This is a genomic window from Acidovorax sp. GW821-FHT10A04 (assembly GCF_059415825.1).
Window position 1 is genome coordinate 500216 of record NZ_JBWKNZ010000003.1, and the last position, 17599, is coordinate 517814.

Consider the following 17599-nt stretch of genomic DNA (forward strand, 5'->3'; position numbering starts at 1 on the left):
CTGCGTGGGTTGGGCCCCCGGCCCCATGTCCCTGCCCTGTCTGCCGTACAGAGCGGTTTTCGCTGTCCCCTTGCGCCTCAGCGCGCCAGCACCGGCGCCAGCGCCTTCCCCGTGTGCGTACCCAGCTTCACCACTGTTTCCGGTGGTGCGGCGGCCACGATGCGCCCCCCTTCCTTGCCCCCTTCGGGCCCCAGGTCGATGATCCAGTCGGCCTCGGCGATCACATCCAGGTCGTGCTCGATCACCACCACGCTGTGCCCGCCGTCGACCAGGCGGTGCAGCACGCGGATGAGCTTGTCCACGTCGGCCATGTGCAGGCCGACGGTGGGCTCGTCGAGCACGTAGAGCGTGTGCGGTGCCTTCTGGCCACGCCGGCCCACTTCGTCGCGCACCTTGGTGAGCTCGGTCACGAGCTTGATGCGCTGAGCCTCACCGCCCGAGAGCGTGGGCGAGGGTTGGCCCAGCGTGAGGTAGCCCAGGCCCACATCCTTGAGCAACTGGAGCGGATGCGCGATGGAAGGCATGGAGGCAAAGAAGTCCACGGCCTCGTCCACCTCCATCTGCAGCACATCGCCAATGCTCTTGCCACGCCAGGTCACGGCCAGCGTCTCGGGGTTGAAGCGCGCGCCGTGGCAGGCCTCGCAAGGCACCTTCACGTCGGGCAGGAAGCTCATGGCGATGGTGCGGATGCCCTGCCCTTCGCAGGTCGGGCAACGGCCCTCGCCGGTGTTGAAGCTGAAGCGCCCGGCCGCATAACCGCGCGCCTTGGCTTCCAGCGTCTCGGCAAACAGCTTGCGGATGGTGTCCCAGAAGCCGATGTAGGTCGCAGGGCAGGAACGCGGCGTCTTGCCGATGGGCGTCTGGTCCACTTCCAGCACCCGGTCCACCGACTCGAAGCCTGCCAGGCCCGTGCAGCCCACCAGGGCTGGTGCCTTGCCCGCGTCCATGGCGTCGCGCCCGGCCTTGGTGGAGCGCTGCTGCACCCAGGCCTGCACGTTGCTGAGCAGCACGTCGCGCGCCAGCGTGGACTTGCCCGAGCCGCTCACGCCCGTGACCGCCACCAGGCGGTGCAGCGGCACCGTCGCTGTCACGTTCTGCAGGTTGTGCAGGTGCGCGCCATGCACGGTGAGCCAGCGGATGGCGGCGCGCGCCTTGGCATCGTCCAGGGCCTGCGCAGTGAGCGCCGCAGCCTGGGCTGCGCGCTTCTTGACCGCTGCGCTCTGCCGCCCCTTGGGCGCTTCCACAGGTTCGCCCAAGGCCGCGTCGGCGGCGCTCAGCTCGCTCGGCTGCATGCTGCGGCGCAGCTGCAGCGGGTGCTTCATGGCGTGCAGCAGGTAACGGCCGGTCTGCGAATCGCCGGCCGCCGTGATGTCGGCCACGCTGCCCTGCGCCACCAGGCGGCCGCCGCGCTTGCCGGCACTCGGGCCGATGTCGATGATGTGGTCGGCACGGCGGATGGTGTCCTCGTCGTGCTCCACCACCACCAGCGTATTGCCCTTGTCGCCCAGCTTGTGCAGGGCGTTGAGCAGGATCTGGTTGTCGCGCGCATGCAGGCCGATGGTGGGCTCGTCGAGCACGTAGCACACGCCCTGCAGGTTGCTGCCCAGCTGTGCCGCCAGGCGGATGCGCTGTGCCTCGCCGCCCGAGAGCGTGGGCGCGCCGCGGTCCAGCGTGAGGTAGCCCAGGCCCACCTCCTCGAGGAACTCGAGCCGGCTCTTGATCTCGGGCACCAGGTCGCGCGCAATGTCGGCCTCGCGCCGGGTCATGCCGCCTTCGATCTGCAGCGTCTCGACCCAGCGGCGCACGTCGGTGACGGACAAGGCCGCGATGTCGGTGATGCCGATGCCCGCAAAGCGCACGGCGCGCGCGGTGGCGTTCAGGCGCGTGCCCTGGCAGCCCGGGCAAGCCGTGTCGGCCAGGTTCTCGACCTCGGGCTCGGCAAAGGTCTGCTCGCGGCCCTTCTCGTTGTCGTCCTGCACCGAATCGTCGAAGACCTTGCGCTGGTCCTTGGTGAGCTTGACGCCCGTACCCACGCAATCGGGGCACCAGCCGTGCTTGCTGTTGTAGCTGAACAGGCGTGGGTCGAGTTCGGCGTACGAGGTCGCGCACACCGGGCAGGCGCGCTTGGTCGAGAACGCCTGCAGCGTGCCGATGGCCGCCGTGGGCGTACCGGCAAGCATGGCTTCGCGCAGGCCTTCGAGGCTGCTGAGCACGTGCACCACGCCCTTGCCATGCGTGAGCGCCTGGGCCAGCGATTCGCGCAGCAGCGCCTCACCCTCGGCCGACACGTCGATGCTGGCCACGGGCAGCTCGATGGTGTGCTCCTTGAAGCGGTCGATGCGCGGGAACCCCGTGGTGGGCAAAAAGTTGCCATCCACCCGCAGGTGGGTGAAGCCGCGCGGACGCGCCCAGTCGGCCAGTTCGGTGTACACGCCCTTGCGGTTCATCACCAGCGGCGCGAGCAGGCCGATGTGCTGGCCGCGGAAGTTGCGCAGCAATTGCGCGGCAATGCTCTCGGGCGTCTGCGGCTGCACGGCGGCACCATCCTTCACGCAGTGCTGCGTGCCAAGCTTGACGTACAGCAGGCGCAAAAAGTGCCAGACCTCGGTGGTGGTGCCCACGGTGGACTTGCGCCCGCCGCGCGACAGGCGCTGCTCGATGGCCACGGTCGGCGGGATGCCGTAGACCGCGTCCACCTCGGGCCGGCCCGCGGGCTGCACGATGCTGCGCGCATAGGCATTGAGCGATTCGAGGTAGCGGCGCTGGCCCTCGTTGAACAGGATGTCGAAGGCCAGCGTGGACTTGCCCGAGCCGCTGACCCCCGTCACCACGTTGAAGCGGCCGCGCGGGATGTCGACGCTCAGGTTCTTGAGGTTGTGCTCCTTGGCGTTGATGATCTCGATGGCGTTCTTGGAGGTGTCGGCCTGGCCGGCATGCGCCAGCCGCTGCTGGCGCCGCAGCACCGCCGCCTTCTCGTGCACCGAATGGCCGCCGGCGCCCAGCGCCAGCTCGTAGTCGCGCAGCGCCTGGCCAGTGTGCGAGGTGGCGTGCTGGCGCACGTCCTCGGGCGTGCCCTCGGCCACCAGCAGGCCACCGCCGTCGCCGCCTTCGGGGCCCAGGTCGATGAGCCAGTCGCTGGCGCGGATCACGTCCAGGTTGTGCTCGATCACGATCAGCGAGTGCCCGGCGTCGATGAGCTTGCGCAGTGCGCGCATGAGCTTGGCGATGTCGTCGAAGTGCAGGCCCGTGGTCGGTTCGTCGAACAGGAACAGCGTGCCCTTGCGTGCCACGGCCTGGCGCGATTTGGCCGCTGTGCGCGCCGCCTCGGCCAGGAAGCCCGCGAGCTTGAGGCGCTGGGCCTCGCCGCCCGAGAGCGTGGGCACGGGCTGGCCCAGGGCCACGTACTCGAGCCCCACGTCCACGATGGGCTGCAGCGCACGGATCACGTCGCGGTCGCTGGCGAACAGGTCGGCGGCCTCGGCCACCGTGAGGGCCAGCACGTCGGCCACGTTGAGCGCACGGCCACCGCGCTCGATGGTGATCTCCAGGATCTCGGGGCGGTAGCGCTTGCCGTCGCAGTCAGGGCAGCGCAGGTACACGTCGGACAGGAACTGCATCTCCACATGCTCGAAGCCCGAGCCGCCGCAGGTCGGGCAGCGCCCGTCGCCGCTGTTGAAGCTGAACTTGGCGGCGGTGTAGCTGCGCTGTTTGGCGAGCGGCGCCACGGCGAACAGTTCGCGGATGCTGTCCCACGCACCCACGTAGCTCACGGGGTTGGAGCGCGCGGTCTTGCCAATGGGCGACTGGTCCACGAACACCACGTCCGACAGGTGGTCGGCGCCCAGCATGCGCTCGTGCGCGCCCGGCGAATCGGTGGCCTTGCCGAAGTGGCGCAGCAGCGCGGGGGCCAGCACGTCCTGGATCAGGCTCGACTTGCCCGAGCCGCTGACGCCGGTCACGGTGACCAGGCGCTGCAGCGGGAACTCGACCGACACGTCCTTCAGGTTGTGCTCGCGCGCGCCTTCGAGGACCAGGCGCGGCGTGGCCTCGGTCACCATGCGCTTGAAGCCGAAGCCCACGTGCTTGCGCCCGCTCAGGTAGGCGCCGGTCAACGTGTCGGCATGGCGCAGGTCGGCCGTGGTGCCGTCGAACACGATCTGCCCGCCCAGACGGCCGGGGCCGGGGCCCATGTCGATCATGCGGTCGGCCGCGAGCATCACGGCCGGGTCGTGCTCCACCACCACCAGGGTATTGCCCGCATCGCGCAGGCGCAGCATGGCCTCGGTGATGCGGTGCATGTCGCGCGGGTGCAGGCCGATGCTGGGCTCGTCGAGCACGAACAGCGTATTGACCAGCGAGGTTCCGAGCGCCGTGGTCAGGTTGATGCGCTGCACCTCGCCGCCGCTCAGGGTGCGGCTCTGCCGGTCCAGCGTGAGGTAGCCGATGCCCACGTCGCACAGGTACTTGAGGCGCGTGGTGATCTCCTCGAACAGCAGCTTCAGGGCCTGGGTCTCACCCTCGTTGCCCTGTGCGCCCTCGGCCACGAAGTCGATGCGGTCGAAGAAGCGGCGCAGCCGGTCGATGGGCAGCAGCATCAGGTCGTGCAGGCACAGGCCGGGCAAGGCCTCGAGCTGTGCGCGGCTCCATTTCACGCCCTCGGGCAGGAAGCGCCGGCCGGGTTCGAGCACCGCGTCGGCCGCGTCCTTGCTGCCGATGCGCCACTGCAGGCTCTCGGTCTTGAGGCGCGCACCGGCGCAGGTGGGGCACGGCGTGTAGCTGCGGTACTTGGACAGCAGCACCCGGATGTGCATCTTGTAGGCCTTGCTCTCCAGGTACTCGAAGAAGCGCTTGATGCCGTACCACTGCTTGCTCCACTGCCCGTCCTTGTAGCCCGGCGTGCCGCCGATGACCCACTTCTTCTGGTCCTCGGTGAGCTTGTTCCACGGCGTGTCGCGCGGGATGCCGGCGCTCTCGGCATGGCGCATGAGGTCGTCCTGCGCCTCTTTCCAGGCCGGAGTCTGGATGGTCTTGATGGCGCCGGCACGCAGGGTGAGCTTGTCGTTGGGGATGACGAGGCCATAGTCCACCCCGATCACGCGGCCGAAGCCGCGGCAGGTCTCGCAGGCGCCCACGGCGGAATTGAACGAGAACATCGACGGGATCGGGTCGCTGTAGCGCAGGTCGCTGTCCGGGCAGTGCAGGCCCGTGGAAAAGCGCCACAGCTCGGGCTCGGCCTCGGGTGCATCGGCCAGGCGGTAGACGTTGAGGCGCCCGGTGCCGCGCTTCAAGGCCACCTCGATGGCCTCGATCACGCGCGCCTTCTCGGCATGGCCCAGGCGGAAACGGTCGGCCACCACGTCGAGCAGCTTGCGCGGGCCGGTGGGCGTGGCCACCTCGCGCTCGGCCTGCACCTTGGTGAAGCCGCTGGCCGACAGCCACTGCTCGACCTGCTCGGCCGAGGTGTTGGCGGGCAGCTCGACGGGGAAGGTCAGCACGATGCGCGGATCGCCGCCCGCGGCGCAGCGGCGCTGCAGCTCGGCGTAGATGGTCTCGGGGCTGTCGTGGCGCACCGGCTGGGCGGTCTCGCGGTCGAACAGTTGGCCAGCACGTGCGAACAGCAGCTTCAGGTGGTCGTTGAGCTCGGTCATCGTGCCCACGGTGGAGCGCGAGCTGCGCACCGGGTTGGTCTGGTCGATGGCAATGGCCGGCGGCACCCCTTCGACCTTGTCCACGGCCGGCTTGTCCATGCGGTCCAGGAACTGGCGCGCGTAGGCGCTGAAGGTCTCCACATAGCGGCGCTGGCCTTCGGCATACAGGGTGTCGAAGACCAGGCTGGACTTGCCCGAGCCGCTCGGGCCCGTGACCACCGTGAGTTCCCCGGTGCGGATGTCCAGATCCAGGTTCTTGAGGTTGTGCTGGCGTGCGCCGCGGATACGGATCAGTCCCTGGGTCATGGAAGCAGTCTTTCGAGGTGAGGCGGGACATTCTAGGCACCGCCATCGCTCCCGTCCGGCCCCCTCGCAATACCCCCAGGCCTGACATCTGCTGACAAGTCCTGTCACGGCGTCGGGTTATGCCCGCTCGCCCGGCGCGAACATCTCTTAGAGTCACCCTCAATTCCAAGGAGACAACCATGAACAACACATGGAAACAATGGGGGGCGACCGCAGCCCTGGCCACCGTGCTGTGCGGCACAGGCCACGCGCAGATCCTGATCGGCCAGACGGCGGGTTACTCGGGCACGGTGGCAGCAGGGGTCAAGGAGACGGCCGATGGCGCCATGCTCTTCATCGATGCCGTCAACGCCAAGGGCGGCGTCAATGGCCAGAAGATCGAGATCGTCTCGATGGACGACAAGTTCGACCCCAAGCTGGCCGCCGATAATGCCCGCAAGCTGATCGAGGAAAAGAACGTGCTGGCCATGTTCCTCACGCGCGGCACGCCCCATACCGAGGCCATGATCCCCCTGCTGGACAAGCATGGCGTGGCGCTGGTGGGGCCCTCCACCGGCGCCATGGTGCTGCACCAGCCCGTGCGCAAGAACATCTTCAACGTGCGCGCTACCTACCAGCGCGAGGCAGAAAAGGCCATGACCCACCTGGCCTCGATGGGCATCACCCGCATTGCCCTGGTCTATGCCGACGACAGCTTTGGCGCCGACGGCCTCGCCGGCGCCCAGAAGGGCCTGGCCGCCAGCAAGCTGACGGCCACCGTGCTGGAAAAGTTCGACCGTGCCAAGCCGGACTTCGCCCCGATTGCCGCCAAGGTCGCCAAGGCCCAGGCGCAGGCCGTACTGATGATCGCCTCGGGCTCGGCCGTGGTGGATGCGGGCAACGCCATCCGCAGCGCCGGCTCGGCTGCCCAGATCGTGACCCTGTCCAACAACGCGTCGGGGGGCTTCATCAAGAGCCTGGGCACCAACGCCCGCGGCGTGATCGTGACCCAGGTGTACCCCAACGAGCGGGCTGTGACCTATGGCATGGTCAAGGAAGCACAGACGCTGGCCAAGGCCAAGGGCGTGGCCGAGATCAGCCCCGCCATGCTCGAAGGCTTTGCCGCCGCCAAGGTGCTGGTCGAAGGCCTCAAGCGCGCCGGCCCCAAGCCCACGCGCGAGAAGGTCCAGATGGCGCTGGAGGGCATCCGGAAGTTCGACCTTGGCGGACTGGAGCTGAGCTATGGCCCCGACGACCACACGGGCCTGGATTTCGCCGACCTGTCCATCATCGGCACCGACGGCAAGTTCCGCCGCTGAAGCGGCACCGGGGCTCACCTGGCAGGGATCAGGTAAAGCCCCGGCTACCTTTTGTCACACCTTCGGCCTACACTGTCGCGCTACCTACCACCAGGGTCCGTATGAAGCACCTTGCCGCCCTTCCCCTGAACACGGCCTGCGCCGCGCTTGTCCTGCTGGTCCTGGGGAGTAGTCCGGCCCAGGCGCAGATCCTCATCGGCCAGACCGTGGGCGTGACCGGCTCGGCCGCCGCCACGGTGCAGGAGTCCATGAAGGGTGCATCGCTCTACATCGACCACATCAACGCACGGGGCGGCGTCGGCGGGCAGAAGGTCGAGGTCATCACGCTCGACGACAAGTTCGACCCCAAGCTGACCCTGGAGAACACGCGCACGCTGATCGAGCAGAAGGGTGTGATCGGCCTGTTCATGACGCGCGGCACGCCGCACACCCAGGGCATCGTGCCGGTGCTGGAGCAGCACGGCGTGGCCCTGGTGGGCCCATCGACCGGCGCCATGGTGCTGCACAAGCCGGTGCTCAAGTACGTGTTCAACGTGCGCGCCACCTACCAGCGCGAGGTCGAAAAGGCCATCACCCACCTGAACACCCTGGGCATCAAGCAGATCGGCGTGGTGCACGTGGACGACACCTTCGGCGCCGACGGGCTGGCAGGCGCCCAGGCGGGCTTCAAGGCCAACAGCATCGAGGCCTTGTTCGTCGAGAAGTTCGACCGCGCCAAGCCCGACTACTCCGCCATCGCTCCGCGCGTGGCACAAAAGCAGCCGCAGGCGGTGATCTTCATCGGCACCGGCGCGGCCGTGGTGGACGGCATCAAGGCGCTGCGCGCCGCGGGCGTCACCGGGCAGATCGTGACCCTGTCGAACAACGCCTCGGGCGGCTTCGTGAAGGCCCTGGGCGACAGCGCGCGCGGCGTGGTGGTGACGCAGGTCTTCCCCTCCGAGCGCTCACTGAACTACCCGCTGATCAAGGAGGCCATGGACCTCGCCAAGGCCGGCGGCGTGAGCGAACTCACCCCCGCCATGGTCGAGGGCTTCGTGAGCGCCAAGGTGCTGGTGGAAGGCCTCAAGCGCGCCGGCGCCAAGCCCGACCGCGCCAAGCTGCATGCGGGCCTGGAAGGCATCCGCAACTGGGACATGGGTGGGTTGACGCTGTCCTTCAGCGCCACCGACCACTCGGGCCTGGATTTCTCCGACCTCTCCATCATCGGCACCGACGGCCGATTCAAGCGGTAGTCGACGTGGACGGTCGTGGTGCCTGATCATCCAACGATCGCATAGCCAACGGGCTGCGCAACTGGCACGACCAAGACCCGTGCTCCCGCGCAAGGGCCGCCCCGCCGCGCGGGGAGCGTCCCCTCCCCGCGTTGCGCAGCAATGCGAGAGAGAGGGGGAAGGCGCGAAGCGACTCAGGGGGTGATTTCTAATGCGCTGCGCTGGCACCCGAGGCCGGGGCGGCGGGCACGTGCAACGAGTCGCCGCCGTGCTGCTCGCCGCCCATGTCCACCTTGTCACCTGCCTTCATGATGACGAACAGCGACAGGGCCGCAAACAGCACAAATCCGACAACGATCTTCCACATGGCTCATATCTCCTGAATTTTGGATGGGGGGTTGCTTGTTCAACAAAAAGGCCTCGCAGCTCCGCATGGCAGCTGCGAGGCCCTTTTCTGGAACACAGTGCCCACCCGGGGGAGCGTGCACTGGTCGCAGGGTGCCGGCGACCTCAGTCGTTGGCGTAGATATCCACGTCCTTGGTCTCGCGGATGAACAGCGTGCCGATCACCAGGGTCATGCTGGCGATGATGATCGGATACCACAGGCCGTTGTACATGTTGCCGGTCTGGGCCACGATGGCGAAGGCCGTGGTGGGCAGCAGGCCGCCGAACCAGCCATTGCCGATGTGGTAAGGCAGGCTCATCGAGGTGTAGCGGATGCGGGTCGGGAACATTTCCACCAGCATGGCGGCAATGGGGCCGTACACCATGGTCACCAGCAGCACCAGCCAGAACAGCAGCACCACGGTCAGGACCTTGTTGGTCTTGGCGGGGTCGGCCTTGGCGGGGTAGCCGGCGACCTTCAGGTCTTCGGACACTTCCTTCTTGAAGGCGGCAATGGCCTTGGCAGACGCTTCGTCGAACTTGAGGTTCACCACGTTGCCGGTAGGCGCCTCGACCGTCTTGGTGCCGATCTTGACCACGGCCTTGGAGCCTGCGGGGCCAGCCACGTTGTCGTAGCTCACCGAGTTCTGCACCAGGTAGCGCTTGGCGATGTCGCAGGAGCTGCGGAAGTCGATCTCACGCGCCACCGGGTTGCCCTGGAAGGAGCACGAAGCAGGGTCGGCCGTCACCACCACGCCAGCCGTGGCCTGGGCCTTGGCCAGGTCGGGGTTGGCGGCTTCGGTCAGCGCCTTGAACACGGGGAAGTAGGTCACCACGGCCAGCAGGCAGCCGGCCATGATGATGGGCTTGCGGCCGATCTTGTCCGACAGCGCGCCGAACACCACAAAGAAGGGCGTGCCCAGCAGCAGGGCGGCGGCGATCAGCAGGTTGGCGGTGGTGTTGTCCACCTTCAGTTGCTGCGTCAGGAAGAACAGCGCATAGAACTGGCCCGAGTACCAGACCACGGCCTGGCCGGCGGTCAGGCCCACCAGTGCAAGGATCACGATCTTCAGGTTCTTCCACTGGCCGAAGGATTCAGCCAGCGGGGCCTTGGAGGTCTTGCCCTCGGCCTTCATCTTCTGGAAGGCCGGCGATTCCGACAGCGACAGGCGAATCCACACCGAGATGCCCAGCAGCAGGATGGACACCAGGAACGGAATGCGCCAGCCCCAGTCCTGGAACACGGCCTCGCCCAGGCTCAGGCGCACGCCCAGGATCACCAGCAGGCTCAGGAACAGGCCCAGCGTGGCCGTGGTCTGGATCCAGGAGGTGTAGGCACCGCGCTTGCCGTGCGGAGCATGCTCGGCCACGTAGGTGGCAGCGCCGCCGTACTCACCGCCCAGCGCCAGGCCTTGCAGCATGCGCAGGGCGATCAGGATGATGGGAGCGGCCACACCGATGGTGGCGTAACTGGGCAGCAGGCCGACGATGAAGGTCGCCAGGCCCATGATCAGGATGGTGACCAGGAAGGTGTACTTGCGCCCGATCATGTCGCCCAGGCGGCCGAACACGATGGCACCGAAGGGCCGCACCAGGAAGCCCGCGGCAAACGCCAGCAGCGCGAAGATGAAGGCCGCGCCCGCATCCAGACCGCTGAAGAACTGCTTGGCAATGATGGCTGCGAGCGAGCCGTACAGATAAAAGTCGTACCACTCGAAAACGGTACCGAGCGACGAAGCGAAGATGACCTTCTTCTCTTCGGCGGTCATCGGCCGCGGTGCGGGATGGGTTGCCATGGTTTGTCTCCTGTGTGATGTATCAGACCGCCCTCTGGTGCGGCTGCCCACATTCTTGGAGATTGCACTGACCACGCTCTGACGCGAAACCAACACGGCCTTTCACCAAACTGACCGCGCTCTGACAACTTAGGGTGAAACCCTTGGGGCCGCTTTCAGGATGCGAGAAGGCACGCGCGCCGGCTGGTGTTTACCCCAACAGGCCGGTGTGCGCGCTGTCAGGAAGACTGCGCGCAGGCAGCAGGCTTTTCTGCGCACGAACCGGGTGTGGGGCGATGTCAGCCCTTGGCCACGAGGCCCGACGGCACAGCGCTCACCGCGCCCCATTCGGGCCCCTCGAACCAGGCATCGCCGTCAAGGTAGGCGCGCAGCATGGGCAGGCCGTCAAGCCCCCAGAAGAGCTTGCCGTCCACCGCGAAGGCGGGCACGCCGAACACCCCGGCCGCCTGCGCGGCCTCGGTGTTGGCGCGCAGCAGCGCCTTGGGGCCCTCGCTCGCAATGTCCTGGCCGGGCCGCAGCTGCTCGGACAATGCAGCGGCCAGATCGGCCATGCGCGCCGCGTCCAGTGCGTCCTGCCCGCCCTGCCAGACATGGCGCAGCACGGTGCCGGCCACGTAGCGGTTGATGCTGCCATCGTCGCTGCAGGCCAGCGCCTGGCGCAGCAGCGGCAGCGGGTTGAAGGGGTGGCGCGCCGGCATCTGCAGGCCGATGCCGTGGGCATGGCCGAGCCAGGTCACGTGGCGGTAGGTCCAGTCGCGCTTGGGCGCAATGCCGGCGGGCCCCGGGTTGGCGTGCTGCGCCAGCAGGGCGCCGAGCAGCACCGGCTGGTAGGCCACGCTGTAGCTCTGCCCTTCGAGCACCTCGGGCAGGCGCTCGAAGGCCAGCCAGGCATAGGGCGAGATGAAGTCCAGGTAGAAGGTGATGTGTTTCATGGTGGTGCCTCCTTGGCGAGCGGCGCAATGCCCGCGCGCAACAACAACTGCGCCCAGACCGCACGGCGCACGGTGCTGTCGGCGCCACCCCAGATGCGGATCTCGTCCAGCGTGCGAAAGCAGCCCTCGCAGTGGCTGCGGTCGGGCGACATGCGGCACACCGAAATGCAGGGCGAGGGCACGGGCGCGCTGCTGCCGGCAACGAAATGCCCGGCCGCCCCGATCTGGCGGGCGTGGCTGGCCAGCAGTTCGACCGGGGTCATGCCGCCGCAGCAGGCGCTGAGGGTGGAGCGGGCTCCTGCACCACGTCCACCACGGGCGCGCCGGTCAGGCGCGTGAGGTCGCTCGGGTGCAGCGGGAACACGCTGTGCGGGTGCCCGGCCGCGGCCCAGACCACGTCGAAACGCAGCAGGTCGCGGTCGATCAGCGTGACCGGCGGCGTGGCATGCGCCAGCGGCGACACGCCGCCGATGGAAAAGCCGGTGCGCGCCTTGACGAACTCGGCATCGGCCCGGCCGACCTTGCCCACATGGGCCTCGACCTTCTTCTCGTCCACGCGCCGGTCGCCCGAGGTCACCACGAGCACCGCCACGTCGTCGCTCTTGCGCCGAAAGATGATGCTCTTGGCCACCTGGCCCACGAGGATGCCCAGCGCATCGGCCGCCTGCTGCGCGGTGCGCGCCGCGTCGTCGAGCATCTGCGGCATGTGCGGATGGCCCTGCGCCTGCAGCGCCGCTGCCACCCGTTGCACGCCTTCCGGCAAGTTCTTCAGTTCCGCTCCGCACATATCCGAGGTTCCCGCACTGGTCATGGTGGGGCGGCACCGTGCCGCCCGCTGTTCCCCCCATTGTCGGGCCTTCCGGGCCCTGGCATTCAGCCGGCGCGCTTGGTCAGGAGGGCATTGGCCGCGCGCGAATTGGGCTTGCGGACCAGAAAATCGCTGATGTAGGCCCCTGCATCGATGAGCTTGTCGAGGTCGATGCCGGTGTCGATGCCCATGCCGTGCAGCATGTAGACCACGTCCTCGGTGGCCACGTTGCCCGTGGCGCCCTTGGCATAGGGGCAGCCGCCCAGGCCCGCCACCGAGGTGTCGTACTGCCACACGCCCATCTCCAGCGTGGCCACGGTGTTGGCCAGGGCCTGGCCGTAGGTGTCGTGGAAATGGCCCGAGACGTCGTCGATGCCGTAGTGCTGCAGCGTGGCCTCCATGGCGCGCTGCACCTTGCGCGGCGTGCCCACGCCGATGGTGTCGGCAACGCCCACGTGCTGCACGCCGATGCCCTTCATCAGGCCGGCCAGGTAGGCCACGCGCTCGGGCGCGATCTCGCCCTCGTAGGGGCAGCCCACCGTGCAGCTCATGGCGCCGCGCACGTGGATGCCGGCCGCGCGCGCGGCCTCCACTACCGGGGCGAAGCGCTCGATGCTCTCGGCGATGGAGCAGTTGATGTTCTTCTGGCTGAAGGCCTCGCTGGCCGAGCCGAAGACCACGATCTCGTCGGGCCGATCGACCACCGCGGCCTCGTAGCCTTTGAGGTTGGGGGTGAGCACCGAGTAGACGATGCCCGCCTGGCGCGCAATGCCTTGCATGACCTCGTGGTTGTCCGCCATCTGCGGCACCCACTTGGGCGAGACATAGCTCGTGACCTCGATGTTCTTGAGGCCCGCGTCCTGCAGGCGGTGCACCAGGCCGATCTTGACCACGGCGGGCACGGGGGATTTCTCGTTCTGCAGACCGTCGCGCGGGCCGACGTCGACGAGTTTGACTTTGGTGGGAATGCTCATGGGGAAGTCTCCGATGGAAATGGGGTCAGGCCATGGCCGGCCTGGGCCGAAAGCGCAGCAGCAGTCCGCCCACGGCCATGCCGATCAGGCCGGCCAGCAACAGGCCGACGCCAATGAAGCCCTTGATCCAGCGGGAGCTGCTGATCTCGGCCTGCGAAGGGTCCCGGGACGGATAGCGGACCGTGACGGATTCACCGACGGAATGCTGGGCCTGCAGGCGCCGCAGCACTGGATCGGTCACGCGCAGGGTCTGGCCCTCCTGGGTGGTGAACTCCACCATGCTCTGGCTGCCATGGGCCGTGCGGCCCATCGTGCCTGCGGTGCCCGGCACCAGGGCCACGACGCGCCCCTGGGCCGAACGCATGTCGCCCACCAGGTTCAGGCTGGATGCCAGCAGCCAGGCCGCGCCCAGCGCTGTCAGGGCCCCGGGAACGAGCAGGACCCAGCCCAGCAGGCCGAGGAAATGGCGAAAGGGAGAGTTGGATGCCATGCGCTGTGTCCTGTGCTCCGATGGTGCCCGGTCAGTAGCCACGCCCGGGATCCACGACCCCGGCCACGGCCTCGCCGCGCTGCAGCGCCGCGATCTTGCCGGCGATCTGCGCGATGCTCTCCTCGCGCAGCGTGCGCGCCGAGGTGTGCGGCGTGGCCACGATGCGCGGGTGGTTCCAGAACGGATGGCCCGCTGGCAGGGGTTCCTTGCGGAACACGTCCAGCGTGGCGCCGGCCACATGGCCGCTGTCGATCAGGGCCAGCAGGTCGTCCTCCACCAGGTGCGCCCCGCGCGCCACGTTGACCACATAGGCGCCCGGTTGCAAGCGCGAAAGAGTTTCGCGGTTCATGATGTCCTGGGTATCGGGCGTCAACGGCAGCAGGTTCACCAGCACGCGGCTGGCAGCGAGGAAATCGTGGAACCCGTCGGTACCGCTGAACCCGCGCACACCCTCGATGGCCTTGGGCGAACGGCTCCAGCCGTTGACCGGAAAGTCGAACTGCGCGAGCGCCCGCGCCACCCGTTCGCCGAGCACGCCGAGCCCCATCACGCCGATCGGGAATTCGCTGCGCAGGCGCGGCTTGCGGTAGCCCCAGCGACCGGCCTGCATGTCGGCCTCGTAGGCGTCGAACTCGCGGAAGTGGCGGATGACGGCGTGGCTCACGTACTCGGCCATCTGCACGGCCATGCCCGCATCATCGAGCCGCACTACGCGCATGGAGGGCGGCAGGCGCAGCTTGAGCAGGGCATCCACGCCCGCACCGATGTTGAACAGCGCCTTGAGTGCCGGTTGTTCGTCCACGAACTGCTGGGGCGGGGCCCAGACGACGGCATAGTCGGCCTGGAGAGCCCCTGGTTGCCAGACGGAGATGGTCGCTTCGGGCAGGGCCGCCTGCAGGCCCTGGAGCCAGGGCTCGGCTTTGGTATCGGTACAGCAAAAGGTGATGTTCATGACCGCAAGCGTACCGCGCCCTGGCAACCCCCGTCCGCGTGCGGTTACGCCGCTGCTGCTGCGGCAGCAGCCAGCTTGAGCAACTCGGCTCCTTCGGTCACCTGGTCGCCGGGCGCATAGAGCAGCTCCTGCACCACGCCATCGGTTGGCGCGGCGATGGTGTGCTCCATCTTCATGGCCTCCATCACGGCCAGGGCCTGGCCCTTGGCGACCTTGTCGCCGGCCTTGACGGCGAACGACACCACCTTGCCGGGCATGGGGGCCGTGAGGCGCCCACCCTCGGCCGCCACTTCACCGGAATGGGCCAGCAGGTCGATGGCCAGGATCTGCGTGGCCCCTTGGGGCGTGAACACATGGTCCAGCTCGCCCTGGGCATGCACGGCGGCGCGCGTGCGCTGGCCGGCGAACTGCAGGTCGATGGCATCCCCCGCGGGGGCAAACACCAGGGGCCCGGCCACCTGGGCAGCGCCCTCGCCCACGGCCAGGTGCAGGCTGCCGCCGCGCTCGTAGGTCAGCCAGGCTTTCACATGCTCGCCGCCAAACTCGAACTCGAACCGGCGCTGCACCACGCCATGCGTGTGGAAGCCATCGCGGCGGCTGAACGGATCGGCGCCCTCGGCCGCGCGCTCGTGCAGCAGGGCCTGCGCCACGGCACTGGCTGCGGCCAGCGGCAGGCCCACGTCTTCGCGCTTGAACAGCACGGCCTGCTCGCGCGGGATCAGCGCGGTGTCGAGCTTCGCCTGGGCGAACGAATCGGTGCGTGCCACGCGGCGCAGGAACTGCACATTGGTGGCCAGCCCCACGATATGGGTCTGGGCCAGGGCCTCGTCCAGGCGGGCCAGGGCCTGCTCGCGCGTGTCGCCGTGCACGATGAGCTTGGCCACCATGGAGTCGTAGAACGGGCTGATGGCATCGCCCTGGCGCACGCCCGAGTCCACGCGCACGGTGCCGCGCTCGAAGGCCACATGGGCCGGCAGCCCGTACACATGCAGCGCGCCCGTGGCGGGCAGGAAGTTGTTGTCGGGGTTCTCGGCGCAGATGCGCGCCTCGATGGCGTGGCCGGTGATGCGCAGCTGGTCCTGTGCCAGCGGCAGCGGCTCGCCAGACGCCACACGCAGCTGCCACTCCACCAGGTCCTGGCCGGTGATGGCCTCGGTCACGGGGTGCTCCACCTGCAGGCGGGTGTTCATTTCCATGAAGAAGAAGTTCATGCTGCCGTCGGCGCGCTGCTCGACGATGAACTCCACCGTGCCGGCACCCACGTAGTTCACCGCACGCGCGGCGGCCACGGCGGCATTGCCCATCTGCTGGCGCATGGCCTCGGTCATGCCCGGGGCTGGGGCCTCTTCCAGCACCTTCTGGTGGCGGCGCTGCACCGAGCAGTCGCGCTCGAACAGGTAGACGTAGTTGCCTTGCGTGTCACCGAACACCTGGATCTCGATGTGGCGCGGGCGCTGCACGTACTTTTCGATCAGCACCGCGTCGTCACCAAAGCTGTTGATGGCCTCGCGCTGGCACGAGGCCAGGGCATCGGCGAACTCGGCCGCAGACTCCACGGCGCGCATGCCCTTGCCGCCGCCACCCGCGCTGGCCTTGATGAGCACCGGGTAGCCGATGCGGTCGGCCTCGCGCTGCAGCAGGGCCGGGTCCTGGTCGGCCCCGTGGTAGCCGGGCACCAGGGGCACGCCGGCCTTTTCCATGAGCTGCTTGGACTCGGCCTTGAGCCCCATGGCCTGGATGGCCGAGGGCGGCGGGCCGATGAACACCAGGCCGGCGTCGGCGCAGGCCTGGGCGAATTCCTCGTTCTCGCTCAGGAAGCCGTAGCCCGGGTGCACGGCCTGCGCGCCCGTTGCCTTGGCCGCACCGATGATGCGCTGCCACTGCAGGTAGCTCTCCTTGGGCGCGCTGCCGCCGATGTGCACGGCCTCGTCGCACACGGCCACATGCTTGGCGCCCGCATCGGCGTCCGAGTACACCGCCACGGTCTTCACCCCCATGCGGCGGGCAGTGGCAGCAACTCGGCACGCGATCTCACCGCGATTGGCAATCAGGATTTTTGTGAACATAGGACTTCAAACCGCCTTCGCGGGGCCAGAGAAAAGAGAAGACAAGCGCCGCAGCACGGCGCGCAGAAACTTGAAGAGCACCACCAGCAGCAGCACCGAGACCACCAGCATCACCACCAGCACCACCCCGAAGGTCACGGGGTACTGCGTGGCGAGCCAGACCACGCCCACCACCAGCCCGTCCTCCAGGAAGGACAGGCCCCAGTTGGAAAACGGCTCGGGCGAGGTGTTGGCCGCGGCGCGCGCCGTCATCTTGGTGGCCAGCGAGGTGGCCGCGAGCGAGCCGCCCATCAGCCCACCCACCAGTCCCATGGTGGCGCTGTCGGCCCCGAACACGCCCGCCGCCAGCATCGCCCCGGCCGGCACGCGGATGAACGCATGCACCGCATCCCACAGGCTGTCGAACCAGGGCACCTTGTCGGCGAAGAACTCCACCACCAGCATGCAGCCGCTGACCGCCAGCACCAGGGGGCTTTGCAGCACCGCGAGGCCCGGGGGCAGCGCCATCCAGCCAGCCCAGCCCATGGCGCCGACCATGAACACCACGGCATACAGCCGCACGCCGCTGGCCCAGCCCAGCGCGGCGGCCAGGGCCAGCAGGCCGGGCATGTCGAGCTGCTGGGTGGCACGGGCCACGCCACCGGCCACGTCGCGGGCCGTGCCCGGGTCCACGTGCAGGCCGATGGTGTGCAGCCACTGAACGATGCTGAGCCAGAGTGCGTCCATGGAAAGT

General features: G+C 68.3%; 13 protein-coding genes. 2 read left to right on the top strand and 11 right to left on the bottom strand.

Translation table 11 applies throughout. The annotated features are described in order from the left end of the window. Positions 1-77 precede the first annotated feature (77 nt). Positions 78-5954 (bottom strand): excinuclease ABC subunit UvrA, encoded by a 5877-nt coding sequence (uvrA, locus tag AC07PF_RS10005; RefSeq protein WP_494611731.1) that lies wholly within the window; start codon positions 5952-5954, stop codon positions 78-80. Positions 5955-6133: 179 nt separating this feature from the next. Here uvrA and AC07PF_RS10010 point away from each other — a divergent pair, with 179 nt between their 5' ends. Both AC07PF_RS10010 and AC07PF_RS10015 read left to right on the top strand, forming a co-directional pair. Continuing rightward, positions 6134-7252, top strand: a complete 1119-nt coding sequence (locus AC07PF_RS10010; RefSeq protein WP_007859372.1) for an ABC transporter substrate-binding protein — start codon at positions 6134-6136, stop codon at positions 7250-7252. 101 nt (positions 7253-7353) lie between these two features. Continuing rightward, positions 7354-8484 (top strand): ABC transporter substrate-binding protein, encoded by a 1131-nt coding sequence (locus AC07PF_RS10015; RefSeq protein ID WP_494611732.1) that lies wholly within the window; start codon positions 7354-7356, stop codon positions 8482-8484. 187 nt (positions 8485-8671) lie between these two features. Here AC07PF_RS10015 and AC07PF_RS10020 read toward each other — a convergent pair whose 3' ends face one another. From AC07PF_RS10020 to AC07PF_RS10065, 10 genes are all read right to left on the bottom strand, one after another. After that, positions 8672-8830 carry a hypothetical protein gene (locus tag AC07PF_RS10020; RefSeq protein WP_007858372.1) on the bottom strand — a complete coding sequence of 53 codons (159 nt, stop codon included), beginning with the start codon at positions 8828-8830 and terminating at the stop codon, positions 8672-8674. Positions 8831-8973: 143 nt separating this feature from the next. Continuing rightward, entirely contained in the window at positions 8974-10644 is a 1671-nt protein-coding gene (locus AC07PF_RS10025; RefSeq protein WP_145695933.1) for an MFS transporter, read from the bottom strand. Positions 10645-10922: 278 nt separating this feature from the next. Beyond that, positions 10923-11576, bottom strand: a complete 654-nt coding sequence (locus AC07PF_RS10030; protein ID WP_007858374.1) for a 2-hydroxychromene-2-carboxylate isomerase — start codon at positions 11574-11576, stop codon at positions 10923-10925. Beyond that, positions 11573-11839: a DUF1289 domain-containing protein gene (locus tag AC07PF_RS10035; protein WP_007858375.1), complete on the bottom strand. Its 267-nt coding sequence runs from the start codon at positions 11837-11839 to the stop codon at positions 11573-11575. Before AC07PF_RS10035 ends, AC07PF_RS10030 begins: the two co-directional genes overlap by 4 nt. Then, a complete protein-coding gene (locus AC07PF_RS10040) occupies positions 11836-12363 on the bottom strand; it encodes a YbaK/EbsC family protein (RefSeq protein ID WP_007858376.1) in 528 nt (175 codons plus the stop codon). Before AC07PF_RS10040 ends, AC07PF_RS10035 begins: the two co-directional genes overlap by 4 nt. 86 nt (positions 12364-12449) lie before the next feature. Further along, complete coding sequence (locus AC07PF_RS10045) at positions 12450-13358, bottom strand: hydroxymethylglutaryl-CoA lyase (RefSeq protein ID WP_007858377.1); 909 nt, start codon at positions 13356-13358, stop codon at positions 12450-12452. Between the two features lie 25 nt (positions 13359-13383). After that, entirely contained in the window at positions 13384-13848 is a 465-nt protein-coding gene (locus AC07PF_RS10050; RefSeq protein ID WP_007858378.1) for a DUF3592 domain-containing protein, read from the bottom strand. A 31-nt stretch (positions 13849-13879) separates the two neighbouring features. After that, the gene (locus AC07PF_RS10055; protein WP_494611733.1) at positions 13880-14800 is read right to left on the bottom strand and encodes a 2-hydroxyacid dehydrogenase; all 921 of its coding nucleotides are present in this window, start codon (positions 14798-14800) and stop codon (positions 13880-13882) included. A gap of 44 nt (positions 14801-14844) precedes the next feature. Next, on the bottom strand, positions 14845-16866 hold the full coding sequence (locus AC07PF_RS10060; RefSeq protein WP_494611734.1) for an acetyl/propionyl/methylcrotonyl-CoA carboxylase subunit alpha: 2022 nt from the start codon (positions 16864-16866) through the stop codon (positions 14845-14847). 6 nt (positions 16867-16872) lie between these two features. Further along, positions 16873-17592 carry a DUF4126 domain-containing protein gene (locus AC07PF_RS10065; RefSeq protein WP_494611735.1) on the bottom strand — a complete coding sequence of 240 codons (720 nt, stop codon included), beginning with the start codon at positions 17590-17592 and terminating at the stop codon, positions 16873-16875. Positions 17593-17599 lie beyond the last annotated feature (7 nt).